At 50.9% G+C, this 23446-nt stretch carries 27 protein-coding genes; 13 read left to right on the forward strand and 14 right to left on the reverse strand.

From position 1 onward, the window contains the following. Window positions 1–10: 10 nt before the first annotated feature. From ACZ41M_RS01275 to ACZ41M_RS01285, 3 genes are all read right to left on the reverse strand, one after another. The gene (locus ACZ41M_RS01275; protein ID WP_464730659.1) at window positions 11–613 is read right to left on the reverse strand and encodes an NUDIX hydrolase; all 603 of its coding nucleotides are present in this window, start codon (window positions 611–613) and stop codon (window positions 11–13) included. A gap of 129 nt (window positions 614–742) precedes the next feature. After that, window positions 743–1060: a c-type cytochrome gene (locus tag ACZ41M_RS01280; RefSeq protein ID WP_464730658.1), complete on the reverse strand. Its 318-nt coding sequence runs from the start codon at window positions 1058–1060 to the stop codon at window positions 743–745. A gap of 114 nt (window positions 1061–1174) precedes the next feature. Then, entirely contained in the window at window positions 1175–1489 is a 315-nt protein-coding gene (locus ACZ41M_RS01285; protein WP_464730657.1) for a c-type cytochrome, read from the reverse strand. Window positions 1490–1766: 277 nt separating this feature from the next. Here ACZ41M_RS01285 and lgt point away from each other — a divergent pair, with 277 nt between their 5' ends. The 6 genes from lgt (at window position 1767) to ACZ41M_RS01315 (ending at window position 6438) form a co-directional block, all read left to right on the forward strand. Continuing rightward, window positions 1767–2651 (forward strand): prolipoprotein diacylglyceryl transferase, encoded by an 885-nt coding sequence (lgt, locus tag ACZ41M_RS01290; protein WP_464730656.1) that lies wholly within the window; start codon window positions 1767–1769, stop codon window positions 2649–2651. Window positions 2652–2661: 10 nt separating this feature from the next. Continuing rightward, entirely contained in the window at window positions 2662–3807 is a 1146-nt protein-coding gene (locus tag ACZ41M_RS01295) for a DUF1615 family protein (protein WP_464730655.1), read from the forward strand. A gap of 31 nt (window positions 3808–3838) precedes the next feature. After that, on the forward strand, window positions 3839–4627 hold the full coding sequence (gene yaaA, locus ACZ41M_RS01300) for a peroxide stress protein YaaA (protein WP_464730654.1): 789 nt from the start codon (window positions 3839–3841) through the stop codon (window positions 4625–4627). A 110-nt stretch (window positions 4628–4737) separates the two neighbouring features. Further along, window positions 4738–5403: a CsgG/HfaB family protein gene (locus ACZ41M_RS01305; RefSeq protein WP_464730653.1), complete on the forward strand. Its 666-nt coding sequence runs from the start codon at window positions 4738–4740 to the stop codon at window positions 5401–5403. 5 nt (window positions 5404–5408) lie between these two features. Beyond that, a complete protein-coding gene (locus ACZ41M_RS01310; protein ID WP_464730652.1) occupies window positions 5409–5762 on the forward strand; it encodes a DUF4810 domain-containing protein in 354 nt (117 codons plus the stop codon). A gap of 1 nt (window position 5763) precedes the next feature. Continuing rightward, entirely contained in the window at window positions 5764–6438 is a 675-nt protein-coding gene (locus ACZ41M_RS01315) for a DUF799 domain-containing protein (protein ID WP_464730651.1), read from the forward strand. 97 nt (window positions 6439–6535) lie between these two features. On the opposite strand, the gene ACZ41M_RS01320 is transcribed toward ACZ41M_RS01315, so the two are convergent. Beyond that, complete coding sequence (locus ACZ41M_RS01320; RefSeq protein ID WP_464730650.1) at window positions 6536–8341, reverse strand: M61 family metallopeptidase; 1806 nt, start codon at window positions 8339–8341, stop codon at window positions 6536–6538. Window positions 8342–8523: 182 nt separating this feature from the next. Between ACZ41M_RS01320 and ACZ41M_RS01325 the strand changes: the two genes are divergently transcribed. Then, entirely contained in the window at window positions 8524–9294 is a 771-nt protein-coding gene (locus ACZ41M_RS01325; RefSeq protein WP_464730649.1) for an enoyl-CoA hydratase, read from the forward strand. A 41-nt stretch (window positions 9295–9335) separates the two neighbouring features. Here the strand turns inward: ACZ41M_RS01325 and ACZ41M_RS01330 are convergent, their stop codons facing one another. Further along, a complete protein-coding gene (locus ACZ41M_RS01330; protein WP_464730648.1) occupies window positions 9336–9884 on the reverse strand; it encodes a DUF1003 domain-containing protein in 549 nt (182 codons plus the stop codon). 327 nt (window positions 9885–10211) lie between these two features. Between ACZ41M_RS01330 and ACZ41M_RS01335 the strand changes: the two genes are divergently transcribed. After that, entirely contained in the window at window positions 10212–11411 is a 1200-nt protein-coding gene (locus tag ACZ41M_RS01335; RefSeq protein ID WP_464730647.1) for a branched-chain amino acid ABC transporter substrate-binding protein, read from the forward strand. Window positions 11412–11537: 126 nt separating this feature from the next. Continuing rightward, on the forward strand, window positions 11538–12734 hold the full coding sequence (locus tag ACZ41M_RS01340; protein WP_464730646.1) for a branched-chain amino acid ABC transporter substrate-binding protein: 1197 nt from the start codon (window positions 11538–11540) through the stop codon (window positions 12732–12734). Window positions 12735–12827: 93 nt separating this feature from the next. Here the strand turns inward: ACZ41M_RS01340 and ACZ41M_RS01345 are convergent, their stop codons facing one another. Then, complete coding sequence (locus ACZ41M_RS01345) at window positions 12828–14012, reverse strand: THUMP domain-containing class I SAM-dependent RNA methyltransferase (protein WP_464730645.1); 1185 nt, start codon at window positions 14010–14012, stop codon at window positions 12828–12830. 89 nt (window positions 14013–14101) lie between these two features. Beyond that, on the reverse strand, window positions 14102–14521 hold the full coding sequence (locus ACZ41M_RS01350) for a CopD family protein (RefSeq protein WP_464730644.1): 420 nt from the start codon (window positions 14519–14521) through the stop codon (window positions 14102–14104). A 223-nt stretch (window positions 14522–14744) separates the two neighbouring features. On the opposite strand from ACZ41M_RS01350, the gene ACZ41M_RS01355 reads away from it, so the two are divergent. Both ACZ41M_RS01355 and ACZ41M_RS01360 read left to right on the forward strand, forming a co-directional pair. After that, window positions 14745–14990: a glycine zipper domain-containing protein gene (locus ACZ41M_RS01355; protein WP_464730643.1), complete on the forward strand. Its 246-nt coding sequence runs from the start codon at window positions 14745–14747 to the stop codon at window positions 14988–14990. Between the two features lie 118 nt (window positions 14991–15108). Beyond that, the gene (locus ACZ41M_RS01360) at window positions 15109–15831 is read left to right on the forward strand and encodes an OmpA family protein (protein WP_464730642.1); all 723 of its coding nucleotides are present in this window, start codon (window positions 15109–15111) and stop codon (window positions 15829–15831) included. Between the two features lie 111 nt (window positions 15832–15942). Here the strand turns inward: ACZ41M_RS01360 and ssb are convergent, their stop codons facing one another. From ssb to ACZ41M_RS01395, 7 genes are all read right to left on the reverse strand, one after another. Continuing rightward, window positions 15943–16404 (reverse strand): single-stranded DNA-binding protein, encoded by a 462-nt coding sequence (ssb, locus tag ACZ41M_RS01365; RefSeq protein WP_464730641.1) that lies wholly within the window; start codon window positions 16402–16404, stop codon window positions 15943–15945. 221 nt (window positions 16405–16625) lie between these two features. After that, window positions 16626–17453: a copper resistance protein NlpE gene (locus ACZ41M_RS01370; RefSeq protein ID WP_464730640.1), complete on the reverse strand. Its 828-nt coding sequence runs from the start codon at window positions 17451–17453 to the stop codon at window positions 16626–16628. Between the two features lie 104 nt (window positions 17454–17557). Beyond that, a complete protein-coding gene (locus ACZ41M_RS01375; protein WP_464730639.1) occupies window positions 17558–18475 on the reverse strand; it encodes an SPFH domain-containing protein in 918 nt (305 codons plus the stop codon). Window positions 18476–18543: 68 nt separating this feature from the next. Beyond that, window positions 18544–18960: an NfeD family protein gene (locus ACZ41M_RS01380; RefSeq protein WP_464730638.1), complete on the reverse strand. Its 417-nt coding sequence runs from the start codon at window positions 18958–18960 to the stop codon at window positions 18544–18546. Window positions 18961–19123: 163 nt separating this feature from the next. Next, window positions 19124–20596 (reverse strand): ATP-binding protein, encoded by a 1473-nt coding sequence (locus tag ACZ41M_RS01385; protein ID WP_464730637.1) that lies wholly within the window; start codon window positions 20594–20596, stop codon window positions 19124–19126. After that, a complete protein-coding gene (locus tag ACZ41M_RS01390; protein ID WP_464730636.1) occupies window positions 20589–21242 on the reverse strand; it encodes a response regulator transcription factor in 654 nt (217 codons plus the stop codon). Before ACZ41M_RS01390 ends, ACZ41M_RS01385 begins: the two co-directional genes overlap by 8 nt. A gap of 211 nt (window positions 21243–21453) precedes the next feature. Beyond that, window positions 21454–22125: an IS1595 family transposase gene (locus ACZ41M_RS01395; protein ID WP_464730635.1), complete on the reverse strand. Its 672-nt coding sequence runs from the start codon at window positions 22123–22125 to the stop codon at window positions 21454–21456. Between the two features lie 185 nt (window positions 22126–22310). Between ACZ41M_RS01395 and ACZ41M_RS01400 the strand changes: the two genes are divergently transcribed. Next, window positions 22311–22904, forward strand: coding sequence for a PepSY domain-containing protein (locus ACZ41M_RS01400; RefSeq protein WP_464730634.1), 594 nt, complete (start codon window positions 22311–22313; stop codon window positions 22902–22904). Then, the gene (locus tag ACZ41M_RS01405) at window positions 22897–23436 is read left to right on the forward strand and encodes a hypothetical protein (RefSeq protein ID WP_464730633.1); all 540 of its coding nucleotides are present in this window, start codon (window positions 22897–22899) and stop codon (window positions 23434–23436) included. Before ACZ41M_RS01400 ends, ACZ41M_RS01405 begins: the two co-directional genes overlap by 8 nt. Window positions 23437–23446: the final 10 nt, after the last annotated feature.

A 23446-nucleotide genomic window follows, 5' to 3' on the forward strand; every position in this document is an offset into this window, starting at 1 on the left:
AGGGAAATGATTAGCGACGGTGGTCGTCGGGTCTGGGTTGGATCAGACTGTGGCGCGTGCTGAAAATACCGCGCGCGCGGTCGTCCATCCACGCACGCAGTGTGGCGCGCGTGCTTTCAAACACAATATCCGCCCACGGCAATTCATCTGCGGCGAACAATCGTGTCTCCAGCGTTTCTTCACCCGCACCGAACTCCGCTTTTGCCAGCTCGGCGCGGAAAAAGAAATGCGTCTGCCCGATGAAGGGAATATCGACGATGTGGTACACCGGCTCGATCAACTGCACTTGTGCGCAGGCCTCTTCCAATGTTTCGCGCAACGCACCTTGCGCAAGGCTCTCGCCGCATTCCATAAAGCCCGCCGGCAGCGTCCAAAGGCCATAGCCCGGCTCAATCGCGCGACGGCACAGCAATACTTTGCCCTCAAATATCGGAATCGTGCCGACGACCATTTTCGGATTGTCGTAATGCACGAAATCACAGTTCGGACACACCGCGCGCACGCGCGAATCGTCATCGGGGATGCGGTATTCGACGGCGCTGCCGCATTGCGCACAAAATCGGGTGGAGGGCGTGAGAGAGGCGGTAGAGGGAGAGGAATCGTGGGAACTCATGGTCGTCGCGGTCCTATTTTTTAAGTTCGTATTGTGCCATAGACCGCGTAAGGATATTTTGCTAAAAGTCAAAAACGCACGGTCAAAACCGTGCGTTCTTTCGTATGTGCCAACGATGCGGAAATGGATTTATCGATCCAACATCCATTTGATGACCGCTTCAATGTCCTTTTGCGGCATATCGGGATGAGCCTGCATCGGTGTGGTGCCCCACGCGCCGACCGAGCCGTTGCGCACGCGATCGGTCAAACGGCTCATGGCGCCCGGGTCGCCTTTGTATTTTTGGGCGATGTCCCGAATCGACGGGCCGATGACTTTTTTGTCCAGCACATGGCATTCCAAACATTTATATTGTTTGGCAATTTGCGGGCTGGCCACGGCGAGATGCGCCGAGCCGATGCCCAAAGTGAGCAATGCAGTCATCAGAGCGGGTTTGAGCAGTTTCATGGTGTGTAATCCTTTATGGATGCGGGTTCATACCTCGGGTCAGTATTGCCATAATACGTGAGCGTTAAAAACGTTGACGCTGAGGTAATGATGGATCCTTGCTTTACGCTGGTTTTATTGACTCAAAATCCAACGGGTGAGTTCTTGCAGATCGGCGTCGCTCATATTGGGGTGCGCAGGCATTTTTTTCCAAAAACCGTAAAACGTAATACCGTTGCGAATCGGGTTTTGGATTCGACCGGCGGCGTCACTTCGACCTTTATACGCGTTGCTGATGTATTGAAAGGACGGGCCTTTTTTCTCTTGGCTGATGTCGTGGCATTTGAAACAGTCGTTGGCTTTGGCAATTTGATAGCCATCGGCGTGGCTGGATGGCGCAAATGCAATCAGGCCGAGACTCAAAATGGTGCCGGTTAAAATTCGCTTCATAATAAATCCTTAAAAATTCGGTAAAACGTGCGTTCATCGGCCGCCCGCATCGGTTTTCAGGCGCCGCATGAAAGCGCGCTAAATGCCTGAAAAAAGCAGGCGACATCGGTACAATGTAGGACGGTATTCTACCGTAAGGGAATGAATGGCGCATGATGTATGCAAAAATAATCGCTTGCTGTTTGGCTTTTATCAATCAGCACGGTTGTGTAGCAAAGAGTATGCGTGCTTCATCCATCTTTGAGTAGATGTAGACGAATAATCAATAAGGATATTTATGGCTCTGATTCACCCACAGTTTGATCCGGTGGCTTTTTCAATTGGCGGCGAAGGCGGTTGGCCGGTGCATTGGTACGGCCTGACCTATTTGGCGGCGTTTTTGATGTTTTTGTTCGTGGGTAAATACCGCGCGAAAAAAATGCCTTTGCTCGGGTTCAAGCCGATCGAGTTGGACGATATCTTGTTTTATGGCGTACTGGGCGTGATTCTCGGCGGGCGTTTGGGCTATGTGTTGTTTTATAAACCGGCGGAATTTTTGACCAATCCGGGCGATATTTTCAAGGTTTGGCAGGGCGGTATGTCGTTCCACGGCGGATTTTTGGGCGTATTGGTCGCGATGATTTGGTACGCGCGCAAAACCCGTCGTAATTTTTGGGAAGTGACGGATTTTATCGCTCCGCTGGTGCCACTTGGCTTGGCGGCGGGGCGCTTGGGCAATTTTATCAATGGCGAATTGTGGGGACGTGTCTCCGGCGCGAATTATCCGTGGTTGATGCTGTTTCCACAGGCGAATGAGGCGGATGTGCTGTATGTCACTGCACATCCGCAAAGCGCGACGCTGTTGCAGCAGGTGGGGGACTATCTGATGCTGCCGCGCCATCCGTCGCAGATTTACCAGTTTTTGGGTGAAGGCTTGTTGCTGTTCGTGATTTTATGGCTGTATGCGCGCAAAATCCGCCCGATGATGGCGGTCTCGGCGGTATTTTTGATTGGCTACGGCGTGTTGCGCTTTATCGCTGAATTTGCGCGCGAGCCGGACGACTTTCTGGGCCTGTTTGCCGGATTTTCGATGGGTCAATTGTTATCGTTGCCGATGATTGTGGCCGGAGCCGTGTTGCTGTGGTGGGCGTATAAACGCCAAAATGCACCGGCAAAAACCTGAGGCTGCACTGATGATTGGGCGATTTCGTGGTTCTGTGGGTCTTGCATGTGTATTAGCCATGCTTGGCTTGGCGGCGTGCGATCAAGTGCATCAAACGAATGACCAACCGCGCTTGATCGCGCCGGATGCGGTGTTTACAAAGATGATTCAGCATTCGCATCGTCTGAATGAGGCTGACGCGCAGGCGTGGGTGAGCGATGTACTGAGTAGTTTGGACACCGTCGGTATGGTGCGCACCAATGAGTCGGCCTGCGCGGTGATGGCGGTGATTGAGCAGGAGAGCGGTTATAAAGTCGATCCTGCGGTTCCCGGACTGAGCAAGCTGCTGGCCAACAAAATCAAGAAGATGGAAGAGAATATCGCGGTCAGACTGGCTTTGGGCATGCGCTTGGATCAGCCGATGGCCAATGGCAAGACCTTTCGCGAAGGCATTGCGTTGGTGAAAACCGAACGCGATATGGCCAACTGGTACGCCGAGTTCACTGCTTCTAAATTCACCGGCCCGATTTTGAGCCAATTTGGCAAGGGTGTGGACGATGTGGTCGGCACGGTCGGCTCGATGCAGGTGTCGATTGATTACGCCCGCCGCGTCGCCGCGCAATTGGGACAGTCGAGCCTGAATATGCGCGAGACGCTGTACACGCGTAAAGGCGGCGTGTTGTTTGGTACCGCGCATTTGTTCTACTACCCAACGCATTATGAGCAGATGCTGTATCGTTTTGCCGATTACAACGCAGGGCATTACGCCAGCCGCAATGCGGGATTTCAGGCGATGGTGGCGAAATTGGCGGCGAAGCCTTTGGCTGCGGATGGTGATCTGATTAACCACCGCGCTGAGGGCGATCCAAACAAAAGCACATCGCAAACGGAAGCGGCGCTGCAACAGTTGTTTGCCAAAAAAATGCCGAATATCAGCGCACAGACCATCGCTCAGGATTTGGCTTTGGAAAAAAGCTTGGACTTTGAGCAAAGCACCACCTACCGAACGGTGGCGCAACTGTACCAGCAAAAATACGGCGCGCCGATTGCCCAGCAAATTCCGAAAATCAGCCTGAAAAGCGAAAAAATCACCCGTAATTTAACCACCGAGTGGTACGCGAACTCGGTCAATCGCCGTTATCAGCAATGCTTGACAACGGCGCAGAAATCCACCTAATTGAGACACTTGTTTTTATCGGAGCACCGCTATGTTGACCGTTCTTTCACCCGCAAAAAGCCTTGATTTTGAAAGCGCGACGCCCGCAAATATTGCCCAATTGGCCACCCAACCACAATTCGTCGTACAAGCCAAACAGCTCAATCAACTGCTGCGCAAACTCGATGTACCGCAATTGGCGCAGCTCATGTCGATTTCCGATAAATTGGCGACGCTGAATGTGGCGCGCAATGCCGAATGGTCGGAAACATTCACCTTGGACAACGCCAAACCGGCGATTCTGGCCTTTAACGGCGATGTTTATGACGGATTGGATGCCAAAAACATGACCGTGGCGGAGTTAAAGCAGGCGCAGGCGCGGGTTCGGATTTTGTCCGGTTTGTACGGCATTTTGCGTCCGCTGGATTTGCTGCAAGCCTATCGTCTGGAAATGGGGACGGCGCTCAATAATCCGAAAGGCAAGGATTTATATGCGTTTTGGGGCGAGCAGTTGGTCAAGCAGCTCAATGCCGAATTGGCGACGCACAAACACAAAGTGCTGATTAACCTCGCGTCGGAGGAATATTTCAAAGCGATTCCACTCAAAGCTTTGCATGTGCCGGTGGTCGCGCCCGTGTTCAAAGACCAAAAAAGCGGCAGCTACAAAATCATCAGCTTTTTTGCCAAACGCGCACGCGGCACGATGGCACGCTTTGTCGTGCAAAATCAAATTGATACAGCGGATGGTTTAAAAACATTCAGTGAAGACGGCTACTACTTCGTTGATGAACAGACCGCGAAAAATGGCGTGCATCAGCTGATTTTCCACCGCGACGCGTGATTTTTTCGGGAATTTGTGGTTTTTATGTATAATGAACCGTCTCCATAATTCCTCAAAAATAAATCAATTTGAGGGTTTGGAGCGGTCAATCGTAATTATTTGGAGGTTTTATGAGTATTAAGTTGCTTTTTGCATCTTTGGGGTTCTTGATTTTGGCTGGATGTGCAACGGAGACATCTCAAGTGTTGGAAGTACCGAAAGTTAATACATACCAACAATCGTACAGTGGTCTAAAAACTCAATTGGTTGTGGGTAAATTTGATAATCGTAGTATGAGTGGCGGGATTTTTGCCTCTGGTTCTGATCGCTTGGGTAATCAAGCAAAAACAATTTTAATGTCTCATCTACAGCAAACAGGACGTTTTGTTGTTTTAGATAGAACGAACATGGATGAATTAAAAGCAGAAGCAGATTTTAAAAAGACAGCACAACAGATTAAGGGTGCTCGTTACGTTGTTACCGGTGATATTACTGAATTTGGCCGTAAAGAAGTAGGAGATCAGCAGTTGTTTGGCATTTTGGGACAGGGTAAGACTCAAGTTGCGTATGCCAAAGTTACTTTTAACATTGTTGATGTCAAAACCTCAGAAATTGTTTACTCAAGTCAAGGTGCGGGAGAATTCAAGCTGTCTAATCGTGAAGTTTTGGGCACCGGTGGTACGGCCAGCTACGATGCAACCTTAAATGGAAAAGTTTTGGACTTGGCTATTCGTGAAGCGGTAAATAATCTGGTTGCTGCGCTTGAGCAAGGCCAGTGGAATCCACAAGGGAATTAATGATTATGAAAAATTTCTTATTCGTACTTACGGCAAGTGTGTTATTAACTGCCTGTGCCACAGGCAGCAAAGTTACCCCTCTGTATTACTGGGGTGGCTTTGAAAGTTTACAGTATCAATCGCTTGATGATGCTAAGTCTGTGTCGGATCAAGTGACAAAAATGGAACAATATTTTACTGAAGCACAGGCTAAAGGTTTGAAACCTGCTCCAGGAAGTTACGCGCACTTGGGCATGTTGTATGCGAAGGTTGGTCAAGCTGATGCGGCTAAAAAATATTTGGAGTTAGAAAAAAACTCATACCCTGAGTCTGCTAACTACATTGATTTTGTGATAAAAAATATGAAAGTGGGGCAATAAAATGTGGAAATTGAAAACATTACTCCTCCCTATTGCTGTTTCCGTTTTTATTTCTGCTTGTCAAACCACTCCGACTCAACCATATGATTACTCTGCTTTTCAAAAAAGTGACCCGAAATCAATTTTAGTGGTGCTGCCGAGTAACCAATCGGTGAATATTAAAGCTCCTTTTGGGGTCTTGGCTCAGACGACTAAGCCGTTGGCAGAATCTGGTTATTATGTATTCCCAGTTGCTCTGGTCAATGAAACATTTAAGTCAAATGGTTTAACGATCGGTAATGAAATTCAAAATGTAAGCTTAAAGAAACTGGGGGATATTTATAATCCTGATGCCGTTTTGTATCTTGATGTCATAGAATATGGAACAAAATATCAAGTGATTGAAAGCGTTACTTTGGTCAGTACAAAGGCTCGCTTGGTTGATGTTCGTACAGGTATTGAGCTGTGGAGTGGGTCTGCTTCAGCGCGAGTTGGCTCAAATGACGGCAACAATAATGGTTTATTTGGTGCACTGATTGGTGCAGTGGTTAACCAAATTAGCAGCAATGTGCGGGATCACTCATATTCTGTCGCAGGAGTGGTCAATCAGCAGTTATTGTCCGCGGGGAGAGATAAATCAATTTTACCTGGGCCTTATCATCCAAATTATAAAAAACCATCTTCTGTCGCGCAGTAACTTGGTTATATAGTATAGCAAGTCAGTAGTAAACTACTCCCTATTCAATTCTTAGCAGTTGGATAGGGAGTTCTTATTTTAATAATGTTTGTTTGACTTAGATGATAGCTAAAGATTTCGGCCAAGTCGTCAGCTTGAATGCGCGCGGTGAGGTTTCGATTTTAAAGTGCCCCAATTGCGTGGGAAAGATGCGGTTGAGCAGGGTGGTGTTGTGCAGCACGCCGTCGCGCCAAAAGGACAGGGGTATCGTCGCATTGCGTGAATGATTGGCCAATAGCTCGTCCGGTTTTTGATTCAATTTAAATCGATTCAGAGCAATCAAAACATCCTGCGGTGCAATGCCTGCGCGCTCGGCCATGCTGTCCGAGGCAACGCGCTCAACCAGCCAGCCCTCGGCGGTTTTTTTCAACGCAGCGCCCAATTCGGGTGATAGGGGCGGGCTGTATTTCAGGTGCAAGCCTTGCGTGAGCAGGAGCAAATTCAGCGGCAATACCTGCGTAGTGTACAGCGCGACATACAATAAATCTTGTACCGAGCCGCCGGCAAAACGCTCAATCGCAGCCTGAATATCGGCCAAAGTCACACCGCGCGGCGCGTCGGTGTGGTAAAAATTGCGGCCAAACTCTTGCCACAATTGGCGCATCACATCGTCCAAACTGAAATGGTCGCGGCTGTTGTGGCGAATGAACAGGTCGATACACAGCGCGATCAAACAGCCTTTGACATAGTAATTCACATTGGCATTGGGTGTATTTTCTGTCGGCTGATAGTATTTCGTCCACGCGTAAAAACCTGCATCGGTGACGGTTTGACGCAGTTGTGCACGCTGGCGAAACACGCTGTCTACATTGCGATTGAGTAAATCGAAATACTGCGCTTCGTTCAAAATACCGGCGCGGTGCAAAATCAAATCGTCGTAGTAGCTCGTGACGCCTTCAAAAAACCACAGCAACGAGGTATCGGTCGGCTGGCTTAAATCGTAGTCCACGAAGTGGGCCGGTTTGATGCGTTTGACGTTCCAACTGTGGAAGTATTCATGGCTGACCAAACCCAAAAATTCGATATACGCCGGGCGGCGCGTGTTTTCGGTGTCCGCGATGCTCGGTAGACTCTCGCGCGAACACAGCAAAGCGGTGCTGTCGCGGTGCTCCAGTCCACCGTAGCCCGATGCGCGGACATCCACCATGAATAGATAAGAGGCGAACGGCGCTTGGCCGGTGTGCTGGATATTCGGTTCAAATAGGCGCAGTTGCTCGGCACAGATGGCTTGGATGTCTTTGCCCAAACGCTGCGTATTTAAATGATCAAATTCACCTGACAGCGCCACGGTATGCGATACGCCGTAGATGGTAAATTGGAGCATATTGAGCCGCCCCATGCGCACGGGGCGATCAGCCAGCTCGTCGTAGTTGGCTGCAAAATAGTCGCCAAAGCCGTATTCGGGGGTGGCGTCGGCGCGCGACAGTTGTGTGGCGATCTGCCATTCTTGCGTATGCTCCGGCGCGCGCACAGTGAGTGCGTGCGGCTGTTTGGCGTATTCGGCAATGCTCAGGCACAGTGAAGTGGCGTTGAAAAAGCCGGTTTCGGTATCCAAATAGGCGGTGCGTACCGATGGGTCGTGCGCAAAGACCTCGTATTCCACATATAACGCCGTGGAAAATCCGGCGCTCTGCCAGCTAAATTGGTTCACAGATGTGAGGGCAATGCTTTGTCCATCATTGTTATAGGCGCGAATCGAAACAATATGCCGCGCAAAATCGCGAATCATGTAGCTGCCTGCAATCCAGTTGGGTAAGGCCAAAGTCACACCAGACGGGTGGTTTCCCATGATACACAATCGCACATGAAAGCTGTGTTGGTGTGGGTGGGGTGTGATGGTGTAATGCAAAACAGCAGTATTCATGGGTTGAGCCAATACAGTCGAATAATAGATTCCATCATTTTGGCATAAAGCGTGCGAGGATGCAGCGCGATCCAACGTTCGGAAAACAAATCTCATCTTATGCGCATCATCGGTTAAAATGAAGACGATGATCCAAGAAGATCTCTGTTTTTAATGACTGTTGACTGCATAAAGGATAGCAAATGGACTTTCAAAATATCACGGTGGAGCACCTGGATACCGTTGGGCGGATTACATTGAACCGCCCGCAGCAGCTCAATGCACTCAATGATGCGCTGATGGATGAATTGGCGCAGGCATTGCTGGCTTTTGAAGCCGACGCACGCATTGGCGCGATCATCATTACCGGCAGTGAAAAGGCGTTTGCCGCCGGCGCGGATATCAAGGCAATGGCCGCTTTGGATTTCGAGACTGCTTATGCGGGCAATTTCATCTCGCGCAATTGGGATGAGGTCGCGCGTATGCGTAAACCGATTATTGCTGCGGTTGCGGGCTTTGCACTGGGTGGCGGCTGTGAATTGGCGATGAGTTGCGACACGATTATTGCCGCTGATACCGCGCAATTTGGCCAGCCGGAAATCAAGCTCGGTGTGATTCCGGGTGCGGGCGGTACGCAGCGCCTGACTCGTGCGGTGGGTAAAGCCAAAGCCATGGATATGGTGTTGACCGGTCGCATGATGGGTGCGGATGAGGCCGAGCGCTCGGGACTGGTCGCGCGCGTCGTTGCGGCCGATCAGTTGCAAAGTGAAGCCTTGAAAATGGCGCAAACCATTGCCGGCTATGGCAAAATTTCGGTCATGATGGCGAAGGAGGCGGTGAATCAGGCGTTTGAAAGCACGTTGGCGCAAGGTTTGTTGTTTGAGCGCCGAGGTTTCCACAGCCTGTTTGGCACGGCGGATCAAAAAGAGGGCATGGCGGCGTTTATCGAGAAACGCAAGCCTGAGTTTAAATAATTCATTTGACTGATTGACTGGTTGTTAAAAAGCACACTTCATTAGCGGTGTGCTTTTTTGTCATTCGATATTGATTCGGCAGGCTCATTTGACAACGCCAATTGCCCTGTTATTGCGTCCAATTTGTCTTCAATGCGGTGAATTTGTTTGTTCAGATGGTACAGCGTGAGCTCCGAGCGCACATTGACCTCGTGGTCAATCTCGGCGTCCAGTCGGTCGCGTTTGCTCTGGCGGTTTTGTGACATCATGATGATCGGCGCTTGGATGGCGGCGAGCATGGACAGCAGCAGATTGAGAAAAATATAGGGGTAGGGATCAAACGCGTTTTTGAGTAAAACCACGGTGTTGATCAGCGCCCATGACAGTAAAAAACAGGCGAATAGCATGATAAAAGTCCATGAGCCGCCAAATTCTGCGACTTTATCGGCCACTCGTTCGCCAAAGGTACGCTGATCGGTCAGCTCTTTATTCAGATCGCGTGGCTGAACCGTTTTATCCAAAACCTGTTCCAAAAATTCACGCTCATTCATGCTCAGGTGGTACCAGTTGTCGCGCAAGATGCGTTTGGCTTGAGCGCGGGTGTATTTCATACGAACCTCCGCAGATAGATAAAAAATTCATGACGGTGCGTATTATAAGCCGCCCATATCCAGACAGACCTTGGAGAATCTTATCGTTTTGTAACAGTGTTTGAAGGACTGGGCGACATTGCGGCATAGCCTGAAATAGCAACAGATGTGTGGGATTTTTGAATGATTCGGTGGTTTTAGCGCGTGAATCGGGTTTAAGTTTGGATTACTGCTTTAAATCAGTGATTATTTGGGGGATAATCATAGCCTTATCACTAAAATCATATGGTTTGAACTGTTGATAAAGGTTTTTTTAAAAGATTTTATTTAAATAGCTGAGGAAGTGTTATGTCTAAAATTCATAAATTTTTACCCGTGGTGTCTGTTCTGGCGCTGGCTTTGAGTGCGTGTGGCGGTGGTCAATCGGCTGATGGTGCCGGCAGTGCGTGCGGTAAATTGGCGGCAGACGAGATTTGCGTCAAAATCGGTAGCGGCGAGCCGAAATCCGGCGGGATTGCGCATATTGGTAAAGACAATGAAAACGGCGCTCAGTTGGCTATCAACGAAATCAACGCCAAAGGTGATCTGGTCATCGGCGGTAAAAAAGTAAAATTGGCCTTGATCGGCGAAGACGATGGCGCTGATCCGAAACAAGGCACTACCGTGGCGCAAAAGTTAGTGGATGCGAAAGTTGCGGCGGTAGTGGGTCATGCGACCTCCGGCGTGAGCATTCCGGCGAACGCGGTGTACAGCGCGGCGGGCTTGGTGCAGGTATCGCCTTCATCCACCGACCCGACCTACACCTTGAAATCCAACAAAACCCCGAAAGGCTCGGTCAGCTCCTACCGTGTGGTCGCCACCGATGCGCAGCAAGGTCCGGCGATGGCCAAATACATGCTGAACAAAGGCGTGAAAACCATTGCGATCATTGACGACTCAACCCAATACGGCAAAGGCTTGGCCGATCAGGTGGAACAAAGCATGAAAGCCGCCGGCACCACGGTGGTAGCGCGCGAAGCGACCACGGACAAAACTTCGGATTTCAAAGCCTTGTTGACCAAAATCAAAGGCATGAACCCGGATTATATTTTCTGGGGCGGTATGGACGATACCGGCGCGACTTTGGTGAAACAGTTGAAAGAGCTGGGCTTGACCAGCCAATTCGCCGGTGCCGACGGTATTTGTACCAGCAAATTCATGGAGCTGTCCGGCGCAGCGGGTAAAGGCGCGATTTGTTCGCAAGCCGGTATGCCGTTGGAAAAAATGCCGAAAGGCGCAGAGTTCAGCGCCAATTACGAAAAAGCCTTCCCGGGTCAAAAAGTTCAGGTGTACGCACCGTTCGCCTACGACGCGGTGTACGCGATTGTAGCGGCGATGAAGCAAGCCAATTCGGTTGAGCCGGAAGCCATCGCTGCGGCCATGCCAAAAGTGGCGATCGAAGGTCTGATCGGTCCGATCGCATTTGACGAAAAAGGCGACATCAAAAACGGCGCGATCTCGATTTTTGAAGTCAAGGACAAACTCGAAGTGATTGACATCATCAAATAATCGAATGATTCGGCTTCGCAGTCGGATTCATATTCGGATGAACGGATGATGCAACACGCTTATCGCGCCTTCGGGCGCGATAATTACTTTGAATTTGAACAACAAGGCATAGAAAAGAGAATAATTATGATGGTTAAACAAACACTACCGTTGATGTTGGGACTGCTGCTGGTCGGCTGCAGCGGCGCGAATAAAGCAAGCGAAGGCGGCGGTAAATCGGCCTGCGGCATGTTGGCCGCAGATGAAATCTGCGTCAAAATTGGCAGCGGCGAGCCGAAAACCGGTGGCATCGCGCATATTGGCAAAGACAATGAAAACGGCGTGCAGTTGGCGATCAACGACATCAATGCCAAAGGCGACTTGGTGATCGGTGGCAAAAAGGTCAAGTTGGTGATGATTGGCGAAGACGACGCCAGCGACCCGAAACAGGGCACGATTGTGGCGCAAAAATTAGTTGATGCGAAAGTTGCCGCCGTGGTCGGGCATGATAACTCCGGCGTATCCATCCCCGCCAACGCAATTTACAGCGCCGCCGGATTGGTACAGGTTTCGCCGGCATCCACCGACCCCGATTACACCTTGAAAAGCAAACGCACGCCTCAAGGCTCGGTCAGTGCCTACCGCGTAGTGGCGACCGATACCGAGCAAGCGCCAGCGCTGGCCAAATATTTGTCCAAGCAAGGCGTGAAAAGCATCGCCGTGATTGATGACGCGACGCAGTACGGTAAAGGATTGGCCGATCAGTTTGAAAAAGCCATGAAAGACGCAGGCGTGAACGTGTTGGCGCGTGAAGCGGTGAACGACAAAACCGCAGATTTCAAAGCGCTGTTGACCAAAGTTAAAGGTTTAAACCCCGATTATATTTTCTGGGGCGGGATGGACGACACCGCAGCAACCTTGGTCAAACAGATGAAGGAATTGGGGATGCACAGCCAATTGGCTTCAGCCGATGGCGTGTGTACGGACAAATTCATTGAGCTGTCCGGCGCGGCGGGCAAAGGAGTGATTTGCTCGCAAGCGGGTATGCCGTTGTCCAAAATGCCCAAAGGCGCTGAGTTCAACGCGAATTACGAAAAAACCTTTCCAGGACAAAAGGTGCAGATTTATTCACCTTTTGCCTATGATGCGACCTACGCGATTGTCGAAGCCATGAAGATCGCCAACTCGGTTGAACCGGAAGCCATCGCCGCGGCCATGCCCAAGGTCAATTTCGTCGGCTTGATCGGGCCAATTGCGTTTGATCAAAAAGGCGATATCAAAAACGGAGCAATTTCGATTTTTGAGGTGAAGGATAAATTGGAATTGTTGGAAATTATTCAGTAAGCCGTTGAGTTATAGAGTTCTTGTTGTGCCCATAAAAAAACCTCGGTCTCGAATGAGCCGAGGTTTTTTATGGGATTGTCAATGAGTGAAGATTTATTGCGCCTCATCAACCGGCGCATGGGCTTTGGGCTTGCGCGCGCTGCCGGCGACCATCTTGAATTCAAACAGGCGACAATCCAGCGCACCGTTGAACAGCGGTGTTTTTTTGCTGGCCGACAGACGCATGTATTTCGGCGTATCGCGGTCGCTGGTCAAAATATAAGCATTCCAGCCGGCGTAATGTGCTTTCAAATGATCCGCCCACTGTTTGAAAAATACCGCGGTTTCGTCCGCCGTGGTGACGTCGATGCGCTCGCCATACGGCGGGTTGCAGACCATGACACCGCTCGCCGCAGGTGGCATGACGGACAGCGCGTTGTTCTGCTCAAAAGCGACGGGGAACGGCAATCCGGCGCGTTGTAGATTGTTGGCCATATCGTTGACCGCGTGTGCGCTGATGTCCGAGGCGTAGAGCGCGCGCGGGGTTTTATCGATTTTGACGTCGTTTTTGATCTTTTGCCACAGGCTTTTATCCAGACCGCGATAGCGCTCAAACGCAAATGAGCGGTTCATGCCCGGCGGGATGTTGGCCGCCATCAGACCCGCTTCGATGATGATGGTGCCGCTGCCGCACATCGGGTCCAGCAGGGTTTGGTTGGGTTGCCAATCGGATAACATGACCAAACCGGCAGCGAGATTCTCGCGCAAGGGCGCACGGCCTTTGTCCATGCGCCAGCCGCGTTTGAACAGCGCTTCACCCGAGGTGTCCAGATACAGCGTCGCGTCGAATTCAGTCAAAAAGGCGTAAATGCGCACATCGGGCGTGGCGGTGTCCACGCTCGGTCGTTTGTCCATCAGGTCGCGGAAATAGTCACACACCGCGTCTTTGATGCGTAGAGTGATGAATTCCAGACTTTTGAGTGGTGATTTAATCGCGGTCACTTCGACTTTGATGGTTTGTTCGGGGCTGAAATAGCTGCTCCACGGCATGCGTGAGGCGAGGTTGTAGATGTCGTCTTCCGAGCGATAGCCTGCCGCACCCAGACGCAGCAAAATGCGCGAGGCAATGCGCGAATGCAGATTCGCACGGTACAGCACGGCCAGATCGCCTGCGAACGATACGCCGCCGTGGGTTGGCTTGATGTGTTTTGCGTTGATCGCGGTCAGTTCATTGACCAGCAGGGCTTCCAGCCCACGGGGGCACGGTGCGAAAAAGGAGAGTGAGGAAGGTGTGCTCATGTGGCGTGTCTTTTTGAGTAAAAAAGCAACCGCAGATGGCGTATGCGCCGGCGGTTGCTACAAATGATGGGTTAATAGCTATGAGGCAATCAGAAGGGTTTGATGACGGCCAATGCGACGATTGCCAGCATCAAAATCACCGGCGCTTCGTTGAACCAGCGATACCAAACGTGCGAGTGTGTGTTTTGTCCGGCTTCAAAGCGTTTGAGCAACACATAACAATACCAATGGTACGCGCAGACCACGGCCACAAGGGTCAGTTTGGCATGAATCCATGCGCCCGAACCCCAGAAGAACGAGAACCACAGCCAAAAGCCGAATACCAAAGCCGGAATCGCGATGAGGGTCATGAATCGGAATAGACGCTGCGACATACCGAGCAAGCGGGCATAGGCGGTTTTATCGGTTTCCGCCGCCAAGTTCACATAAATGCGCGGCAGGTAAAACAAACCGGCAAACCAAGAGGCGATGAAAACAATGTGTAAAATTTTTAACCAGTTATAAAGCATAGCGGGACTCAATAGACTCAATAGATATGAAAAGATGGTTATAAAACAGTATTGTACGGTAGTTTGGATCACTACGGGGCAATCAATTGTGCGCAAAAGCGCCATCCAGTGCGTGTCAACCAAAATACGCTTGAACGCATTACGCCCATACATCCGTCAAAAATGATGGGCGTATTCGATAATGTATTTCATAACGTATTTGATAATTTAACGGAGGATGAATATGAAACGCACTTTAGGTTCTGTCGCTATGGTGACACTGATGGGGTTGTCTTTGACCGGCTGCGCGAACAGCGGCATGTCACGCCAACAAACCAATACCGCCATTGGCGCGGGCACAGGCGCTGCCATCGGTGGTGTTTTGGGTAATGCCATCGGCGGCTCAACCGGTAGCACCGTTGGTGGTGCAGTGGTTGGCGGCGCAGTCGGCGCAGCAGTTGGCAGCGACTGGGATAAACGTAAATATTGATCCTTGCACCACTTCAATCGTTGTAAATCATCGCAATAGCGATGAATGCGGTTAATTGATCTCATGGCAGCACGAGATCAATTGATCGCTTTTCTATATAAAACTCCTTGGAATGAACATGACACAACAGACAATCAATCACCGCAAATCGATGCATTGGATGCGTCTCACCGCAGCCGCTGCGCTCAGCCTCAGCTTGGTGGCTTGTAGCACCACGCCCACGCGACAAGATCAAACGGCCATCGGGGTCGGTACGGGTGCGGTGATTGGCGGTGCATTGGGCAATGTCATCGGTAAAAACACCGACGGCACGGTAATCGGTGCAGCCATTGGCGGTCTGATTGGTGGTATTGTCGGACACAACTACGAGGATAAAAAAGCCGAAATCATGCGCGATTCTGCCGAGCCGAATTCGCAAGTCATTCGCGATGCGGTCACTACCGACGGTTTGGATATGGTTAAAATGGCCGACGGCTCCATGCGGGTGAATGTATCCGGTGATGCCGGATTTAATACCGGCAGTGCTGTGATTCGGGATAACTACTTGAGTACATTGGAAAAACTATCCCGAGTAATCCGCTCATCCGGTTCAGGCAATAGCCGCGTGGTCATTATCGGACACACGGATAACGTTGGCTCGGAAATGGCCAATCAAGCGCTCTCGTTGGCGCGAGCAACGAGCGTGCGCAACTATTTGGAAAGCACAGGCGTTGCCGCAAGCCAAATGCAGGTGTACGGTCGCGGAGCCAGCCAGCCTGTCGTGAGTAATGAAACGGCACAAGGGCGTGCGACCAATCGCCGCGTGGAGGTGTTCATTTATCCGACCAGCGTTCGTTATTAAGTCAAATAATGGATCGGTGGTGGCTTGGCGTCGCTTGGCCATCATTCAGTCAATAAAAATCCCCAAGGCATTGCTTGGGGATTTTTTATGGTGTGCTGATAAAGCGTTTGATTAGAACGGAATATCGTCTTCCAAATCATCCACAGGTTTTTTCGCAGCAGGTGCGCGCGCCGGAGCGGGTGCGGCAGCCGGTGCACCGTAGCCGTCGTCATAGGCCACGCCACCGCCGCTGCCGCCACTGCGGCTGCCGAGCATTTGCATTTGATCGGCGATGATTTCGGTGGTGTATTTATCCACGCCCGATTGGTCGGTCCATTTGCGCGTGCGCAGACGGCCTTCGATGTAGACTTGCGAGCCTTTTTTCAGGTATTCACCGGCGATTTCGGCCAAGCGGTTGAAAAAGACGACACGATGCCATTCGGTGATTTCTTTTTGCTCGCCGGTGTGTTTGTCTTTGTAGCGGTCGGTGGTAGCGACGGAAATGTTGGTGATGGCGTTGTTGTCCGGTGTGTAACGTACTTCGGGGTCGCGTCCCAGATTGCCAACGAGAATGACTTTATTGATTGATGCCATGATGTATCCTTTTTCAAGTGATGTACCTAATATGAGCAAGCCGACATAGCGGATGTCATAGCAGTGATTGATAAAAATAGGGGGTCGCAATGTGTGGCTTTGCGACGCTGGCATTGTAGCCGTTTTGCTGCCGATTTTGCGGATTTTTCAGTATTTTTTATGACAAACGGGAAGTCGATGGACTTCCCGTCATGTTTATAAAATGGGTATAAGATGATGATTTATCGGCAATATTGCTCTGCCGCTTGACGCAAAACGCCGTCATTTTTGGTCGGTAGCCAGTTGCCGCCATTGCGATTGCTTTGGTATATCAATGCACCGGTGGCAAAGGGCTGCGCATAGTATTTGACCGTTGGCATGTCGTATTGCTTCTTCGCGCAGTTAATGACATAGTTTGCGGTTAATGAGCGATGGCCGCCTTGTTCGACTTTTTTGCTGTTCAGCAGGGCGGGAAAGCGCACAAAGTTGACGCCGTTTTTGCGTTCGACTCGTATATGGCGCGGGTCAACCAGCAGTTGCCAGTTCTGAGCCGTGAAGTTATCTTGTTTGTGCAGGATGTAGTTGGATTGACCTGTGGCGCGGTTTTGTCCTTGGGGCAGGAACTCAGCAAAATTTTCGCCAATGAACAAGGCGCGGTTTTCGTCTTTACCTTTTAGGTCAATCACGGAGCCGTTGGCACGCCAAACGGCATTGCCTGAGCTGTTAAAGGCGCGGCCTTTTTTACCCAGATAGTTTTCGACCAAGCTGTAGCGGGTGTTTTTGCCTGCTTCGGTTAAATTCAGCCAGACTTGAATGCCTTCGCAGCTTGCGCACGGGATTGTTCCGGTATAGTAGCCCGGCCAATCAACGCTGTCGCGCGTGGTATGTGCATCCGGTATTGTTGGAGAGGGAGTCGGTACCGGTACGGGAATGATGACAATGCCGAGCGCTTTGCCCGGTGTGCCTGTCGTGCCTGCCGTTGGTGTGGTGGTACAGGCGCTCAGCGTGCCTAATGCGGCCAAAGCGGCGATGGTCAAACCGAATCGCAGGTGTTTGGATGGTGCTGTCATGATTGTTCTCCTAAAAAATAAAGGGCTGGTATGACACCAGCCCATACGACTTCTTCAAGAATGCTCGTAATCGTATAAAAACAGTATTGGAGCCATGAGGTGCATTATTTCTTTTGGCTTTCGATGATTTTCATCGCGCCGGTGACGAGCGTGGACAAATCACCCATATTGGCCGGTACGACGAGGGTATTGCTGTTTTTTGCCATGTTTTGGAATGCGGCGACGTATTGCTCCGCGACTTTCAGGTTCACGGCATTCATACCGCCTTCGGCTTGGGTCGCTTCGCCAATCTGACGTACAGCGGTGGCGTTCGCTTCGGCGATTGATAAAATCGCGGCGGCTTCACCTTGCGCGCGGTTGATGGCGGCTTGTTTTTCACCTTCGGAGCGGGCGATGGAGGCCTCGCGTTCACCAGTGGCGATGTTGATTTGCTCTTGCTTACGACCCTCGGAGGCGGCGATCAGCGCGCGTTTTTCACGCTCGGCGGTGATTTGCGCTTGCATCGCGCGCAGAATTTCTGCCGGTGGAACGAGGTCTTTGATCTCATAGCGCAAGACTTTCACGCCCCAGTTGGCGGCCGCTTCGTCCAATGCGCTGACCACTTGCGTATTGATCATTTCACGCTCTTCAAAGGTGCGATCCAGTTCGAGTTTACCGATCACGCTACGCAGGCTGGTTTGTGCCAGCTGGGTGATGGCGAATACGAAGTTGGACGAGCCGTATGAGGCTTTCATCGGGTCGGTGACTTGGAAATAGATCACGCCGTCTACTTGCAATTGCGTGTTGTCGCGGGTGATACAGACTTGGCTCGGCACATCCATCGGGATTTCTTTGAGCGAGTGACGATAGGCCACGCGGTCAACAAATGGCACAATGATGTTCAGGCCGGGCAAAAGGGTGCGGTTGTATTTACCAAAGCGTTCGAGCACCCACGCGCTTTGTTGCGGAACCACTTTAACGGCTTGCGTGACAAAGACGATGGCGAGAACCAAAATGATAAGCGGTAAAGAAAATAATTCCATGTGAGTCCTTTGTGTAAAAGTAAGTGAAGGGCTTAAAACAAGATTGCAAGATTGAAACAGGCTGAGCGTTATAGACGTTCAACCCGAATACGCGTACCGTCCAAACGAACGATTCGGAATGAGCCATCGGTCAGCGGTGCTTGATCGTCGGTTTCCAGTTGTACCGCCCAATTCGTGCCACGATAATAGGTGCGTCCGATGCCGTTATCCCAATCGCGAACGGTGATGATTTCACCGGCATCCAGATTTTCGGCAAGGTTGGGGCGGTTACGGGCATTGATGCGGTAGCGATAGCGGCGCGTGAGTACCGTCAAAATCGCTGCGCCAATAAGGAAGACGATGGTTTGCGTCAAAAAGTCCACGCCCAACATCATGGCGACCCATGCGCCTAAAGCGGCGACGGCCAACATCAATAGATAAAAGGTACCGGAGAGCAATTCGGCGATCAGTAATAAACCGGCGAGAATCAGCCAAGTATGTGCCATGGGGTCTCCTTGTTTGAGTCAGTCAAATCGTTAATACACCCAGTATACCCGAGTACCACTGGGCTGTGGCTTTCCCTAATTTGTTCTGATTTATGGAGATAGTGTATTCGTTTTTTGCGGATACTTTATGAAGTGCGCGTCCTAATGTGGTGAGGTGTCAATGTCACTCATCCAATACGATGCGCACCTCTAAACCGCTGTGTCCGTCGGTGCGATTGGCAATGCTTAAGCGCGCTTGGTGCAATTGGCAAATGCGCTGCACAATGGACAATCCGATGCCGAAGCCATCGTGCCTTTGTTCGGCGCGGTAAAAACGCTCGGTGATGCGTTGCAATTGTTCGGGTGCAATGCCGTTGCCCGAGTCTGTGACGCGGATTTGCGGAGTTGGCGTTTGCTCGATGTGGACGTGAATACTGCCGATCGCGCCATCAGGTGTCCGTTCAGGTGTGTGTGTGATGGCGTTTTCAATGATGTTTTTGAGCAAAATATACATCAGCTCCTGTGTGCTTTGCACCGTGGTGTTCGCATCACCATGCAGTTGAATTTCCACGTTTTTGCGGCGGATGTTGAACAGATCGGCGATCACCGTCTGCGCACAGGTGTAGAGGTTGACGGTCTGTACTTGGCTCAAGCCAGCGTTTGCATCCAAACGCGCCAAGGTGAGCAATTGCTCAATCTGCCGTCGCGCATGATCGGTCGCGCTTTTGATTTTCGGCAACAAGCTGAGGTCTTGCGTTTTGATCGCGGTTTGCGTCAGCGTGTCAATGACCGAGAGCGGCGTGCGCAATTCGTGCGCGGCATTACCGGTGAAATGCCGTTCCTTATTCAGCGACTCTTCCAGTGACTGCATCAAGGTGTTGATCGAATGCACCACCGGCGCGATTTCCTTGGGCGCGTGCGGCAGCTCAATCGGGCGCAAATCAATCGGTGAACGCGATGCGACCGCCTGATTCAGTGCCTCCAGCGGACGCAGACTGCGGCGAATCAGAGCATAAAACAGCCCGAGCAGCAGTATAAAGCCCAAGGCGATTGGGGAAATCAGGCGCGTGACGATTTCCTGAATCAAGTGGTTGGTCAGCAGTTGTTCCTGCGCTACCATGATGACACGCCGCTGCTCGCGGTCTACGTGGACATAGGTGCGCCATTGTCGATCGCCAACGGTCTGGTCGGAAAAACCTTGCGCAAACGTGGTCAGCGGTGATTCGGGGGCGCTCGCCGAGCGAATGATCAGTTGCGCGGTGGGCATGTCCCAGATTTGAAAGGCGACAGCGTAGCCGCTGTAAAACTCGGAGGAGACTTTGGGTTTTGCTGTGGGTTTGATGGCGCTGAGATTGTTGTGCGACTCATCTTTTTTATCCTCATCGTCATCGTCATGGTCGCCATCATCGTGCTTATCTAAATTTAACGGCTCGGAGACATGGCCATAGCCCTGTACTTGCTGCTCCAGCATGTATAGGCTGGAGGCGTATTGCATCAGATTGGCATCAATCAGCTCGCGCATTTCTTTGCGCACGCCGATGGCCAACTGCGTCGCTGCCAAAATACCCGCCAGCACCAAGACGGAAAAACTCCAGATCAGCAAGCGGGTGCTGATGGCGTGGGTTTTCGATGAGGATTGGGGGCGAGGACTATTCAATGCAGTACCCAATACCGACTAAGGTTTTGATGCGTTCTTTACCGAGCTTTTTGCGCAGGTTGGAGATGTGTACCTGAATGCTGTTGCTGGCGATTTCCTCATCCCACGAGTACAGCTTGGATTCGAGTGTGCTGTTGGTGACGACGCGGCCATTGGCCTCCAACAAAATTTGCAAAACGTTGAACTCCTTGCGCGACAGGTTCACCAGTTCGCCATTGCAATGCACGGCGTGTCCCTCAATATCCATACTTAAATCGCCGCGCGACAATACATTCACCTCGCTGCCCGACAAACGGCGAATCACCGCACGCAGTCGCGCGTCCAGCTCGTCCAAATCAAATGGTTTGACCAAATAATCGTCCGCCCCCATGTCCAGACCGGCGATTTTGTCGGCGGTGGTGTCACGCGCGGTCAGCATGATAACGGCGGTGTGTTGCCCCTGCGAACGGATTTTTTGCAGCAATTGCAGGCCGCTCATATTCGGCAAATTGATGTCGAGCAAGACTGCGTCGAAGGATTCGCTTTGAATCGACAGCAAACCATGCTCGGCGCTGTGCACCGCATCGATGGTATGCCCCAAGCCTTTCATCCCCAGACAGATGGCTTCGGCCAGCGCCTGATTGTCTTCTACCAATAGTAAACGCATAAATACTCCGTATTGAACGCTTTATCATAGCATGAAGGTATTAAGACAAAGTTAAGGAAGTACGGAATAACCCAAACCAGTCTGCGTTCTGGAGGTTTTTTGCCAGAACCCTTCGCGCCAATCAGCCGGCGCAGACAGATTTGGGTTATTCCGTACTTCCTTCAGCGCTTTCATCGCAAAATAATTTTAAAGGGTCTTAGGAAGCAGAATGCTACAAAGGTTGATCACGAAGTAACTTAAGAATGACTTTATATAAATCAGTCTTACGGTGATTAAACCTAAATTCAGTTTCCTTCAAGTGTAGTAAAAAAGTGTTTTTCGGAACGCCGTTAAACTGCATCAAACGACGTTTGGCATAACTCCAGAATGATTCTATCCCATTTACATGATTAGAACCATTCACAAACTCATCTGCACCGTGATTGACCCGAAAGTGTTTATCAAAGCCGATGTCCACCAAGCCATCATAACCACGCCAGCCATCGGTGTGAATGATACTATTAATATCTGCTTTTCCGCGGATAATGGCTTGCAGACTGGCTTTTGAAGCATTCGGCACAATCTCAGTGTAGATGTTTCCATCGCGTTTGAGTAAGCCAAACACGATGGTTTTACCTGAAGCTCCTCGTCCGCGTTTACCACGTACTCGATGCGGACCAAAGTAAGATTCGTCGGCTTCTAATTCGCCTTTAAGCGGTGAGGCTTGCTGGCAAACAATCGCCAAGCGACGACGAATCTTGAGGTATATGCTGTTGATTGAACGGACGGATATACCGCTTAATGCGGCACATTCGGTTGCTGTTAAATCTAGAGCAAAATACCTTAAAATCTGACGAAACTTTGCTTCGCTAATTTTTGAATGGTTGAAGTGCTTGTTTTTCATTTGGTCTCAAGAGCTTAGCGCTTATTTTAATGCGTTTGCTTCCTAAGACCCTTTTTAAAAATGTGCGCAACTTTACAAAACTTGACACAGCGTTAATCCTCTCTTAAGTCCGCTTGGCTACCATGACGCCGTAGTGTATTTCAATGCCTTCATTGGGAAGTTAGAAAAGATTAGAAAGGAAAGTCATGAACAAACGTTTACTCATCATCGCAGGCGCTTTGTCCGCTTTTGCCTTGGTATTTTTGGGTAGTGTATTTGCCAAAATGCAAGAGCGCACCGTTGCCGAAAATAATCCGGCTCCTCAATTACCAGCACCGCAGTTGGGTGCGCCGTTAGTTGCGCCGTCGGAGAATGGTGCGCTGGTCGCCTCAGCGTCATCTGCACTGCCGCCAGCCCAAACTATCAATACAACAGCTACCCCGAATCCGTCTGACGCACCATCCACGCGTTTGAGCAGTGCACAAGCACAGCAAATCGCGCAGCAGGCGCAACCGTCTGCACGCATACAAGGCGCGCCGGAACTGGTGCGCTACGGCGGTCGCTTGGCTTACGAAGTACCGTTTGCGCAAGGCAAAATTTATGTGAACGCCGACAGCGGAACCATTTTGGGCAACAGCATGGCGCAAGCGACTCCAGCCGTACAGCCGAATCATTCATATGGCGAACGCGATGACGATGAACATGAATACCGCGAACACCGCAAAAAACGGGGTGAACACAAAAAACACGATCAAGACGACGATGATGATGACGACTATGAGGAGCGCGAAAATGTCTGAATCCAAACACACAACAGCAGCGTCCAATCCACCATCCAATGGCACGGCCAAAGTAAACTCAGCGGCAACGGCGACAGCAGCCGCACGAAGGCTTAATCCCAACCAAAGCCATCTGGGGCTGAAAGCGTTCATCATCAGTGCATCTGTATTGGGTACGGTGGCCGGTTGGGGCGTGTTGGCGAGCAATCAAGTGGGTGCGTTTACGAAGTCAAGTTCGTTGACTCAGTCGAATGAGCCGGCCTTACCGGTGCAGAGCGACGCATCGCGCTGGGTTTTGCCCGATGCTTTACCTAATGTTTTGGCGCAAAACGATGCGTCTGATTTATCCAATTCATCCAATTCCTTCGACAGGACACCGCGCCCATTACCGCCGTCAAAGGCCGCCACGGATGTGAACCGCGCCCGACCATCTGCGACCCAAGGCAATACCACCCTCAGTGCTCAACCGAAGATACGCGAGGTGAATGTGTTGCCTGCACCCGTTCAGCAACGCCAACCGCGAGCCGTGGCGCGCTCGCGTTCTTCACAATGAGGGTGGATGA

Source organism: Puribacter membranae (assembly GCF_055380425.1).

What these genes read in the sequence shown, in the direction of transcription:
- ACZ41M_RS01275 (WP_464730659.1), bottom strand. Translation starts at nt 613, where the DNA reads ATGAGTTCCCACGATTCCTCTCCCTCTACCGCCTCTCTCACGCCCTCC.
- ACZ41M_RS01280 (WP_464730658.1), bottom strand. Translation starts at nt 1,060, where the DNA reads ATGAAACTGCTCAAACCCGCTCTGATGACTGCATTGCTCACTTTGGGC.
- ACZ41M_RS01285 (WP_464730657.1), bottom strand. Translation starts at nt 1,489, where the DNA reads ATGAAGCGAATTTTAACCGGCACCATTTTGAGTCTCGGCCTGATTGCA.
- lgt (WP_464730656.1), top strand. Translation starts at nt 1,767, where the DNA reads ATGGCTCTGATTCACCCACAGTTTGATCCGGTGGCTTTTTCAATTGGC.
- ACZ41M_RS01295 (WP_464730655.1), top strand. Translation starts at nt 2,662, where the DNA reads ATGATTGGGCGATTTCGTGGTTCTGTGGGTCTTGCATGTGTATTAGCC.
- yaaA (WP_464730654.1), top strand. Translation starts at nt 3,839, where the DNA reads ATGTTGACCGTTCTTTCACCCGCAAAAAGCCTTGATTTTGAAAGCGCG.
- ACZ41M_RS01305 (WP_464730653.1), top strand. Translation starts at nt 4,738, where the DNA reads ATGAGTATTAAGTTGCTTTTTGCATCTTTGGGGTTCTTGATTTTGGCT.
- ACZ41M_RS01310 (WP_464730652.1), top strand. Translation starts at nt 5,409, where the DNA reads ATGAAAAATTTCTTATTCGTACTTACGGCAAGTGTGTTATTAACTGCC.
- ACZ41M_RS01315 (WP_464730651.1), top strand. Translation starts at nt 5,764, where the DNA reads ATGTGGAAATTGAAAACATTACTCCTCCCTATTGCTGTTTCCGTTTTT.
- ACZ41M_RS01320 (WP_464730650.1), bottom strand. Translation starts at nt 8,341, where the DNA reads ATGAATACTGCTGTTTTGCATTACACCATCACACCCCACCCACACCAA.
- ACZ41M_RS01325 (WP_464730649.1), top strand. Translation starts at nt 8,524, where the DNA reads ATGGACTTTCAAAATATCACGGTGGAGCACCTGGATACCGTTGGGCGG.
- ACZ41M_RS01330 (WP_464730648.1), bottom strand. Translation starts at nt 9,884, where the DNA reads ATGAAATACACCCGCGCTCAAGCCAAACGCATCTTGCGCGACAACTGG.
- ACZ41M_RS01335 (WP_464730647.1), top strand. Translation starts at nt 10,212, where the DNA reads ATGTCTAAAATTCATAAATTTTTACCCGTGGTGTCTGTTCTGGCGCTG.
- ACZ41M_RS01340 (WP_464730646.1), top strand. Translation starts at nt 11,538, where the DNA reads ATGATGGTTAAACAAACACTACCGTTGATGTTGGGACTGCTGCTGGTC.
- ACZ41M_RS01345 (WP_464730645.1), bottom strand. Translation starts at nt 14,012, where the DNA reads ATGAGCACACCTTCCTCACTCTCCTTTTTCGCACCGTGCCCCCGTGGG.
- ACZ41M_RS01350 (WP_464730644.1), bottom strand. Translation starts at nt 14,521, where the DNA reads ATGCTTTATAACTGGTTAAAAATTTTACACATTGTTTTCATCGCCTCT.
- ACZ41M_RS01355 (WP_464730643.1), top strand. Translation starts at nt 14,745, where the DNA reads ATGAAACGCACTTTAGGTTCTGTCGCTATGGTGACACTGATGGGGTTG.
- ACZ41M_RS01360 (WP_464730642.1), top strand. Translation starts at nt 15,109, where the DNA reads ATGACACAACAGACAATCAATCACCGCAAATCGATGCATTGGATGCGT.
- ssb (WP_464730641.1), bottom strand. Translation starts at nt 16,404, where the DNA reads ATGGCATCAATCAATAAAGTCATTCTCGTTGGCAATCTGGGACGCGAC.
- ACZ41M_RS01370 (WP_464730640.1), bottom strand. Translation starts at nt 17,453, where the DNA reads ATGACAGCACCATCCAAACACCTGCGATTCGGTTTGACCATCGCCGCT.
- ACZ41M_RS01375 (WP_464730639.1), bottom strand. Translation starts at nt 18,475, where the DNA reads ATGGAATTATTTTCTTTACCGCTTATCATTTTGGTTCTCGCCATCGTC.
- ACZ41M_RS01380 (WP_464730638.1), bottom strand. Translation starts at nt 18,960, where the DNA reads ATGGCACATACTTGGCTGATTCTCGCCGGTTTATTACTGATCGCCGAA.
- ACZ41M_RS01390 (WP_464730636.1), bottom strand. Translation starts at nt 21,242, where the DNA reads ATGCGTTTACTATTGGTAGAAGACAATCAGGCGCTGGCCGAAGCCATC.
- ACZ41M_RS01395 (WP_464730635.1), bottom strand. Translation starts at nt 22,125, where the DNA reads ATGAAAAACAAGCACTTCAACCATTCAAAAATTAGCGAAGCAAAGTTT.
- ACZ41M_RS01400 (WP_464730634.1), top strand. Translation starts at nt 22,311, where the DNA reads ATGAACAAACGTTTACTCATCATCGCAGGCGCTTTGTCCGCTTTTGCC.
- ACZ41M_RS01405 (WP_464730633.1), top strand. Translation starts at nt 22,897, where the DNA reads ATGTCTGAATCCAAACACACAACAGCAGCGTCCAATCCACCATCCAAT.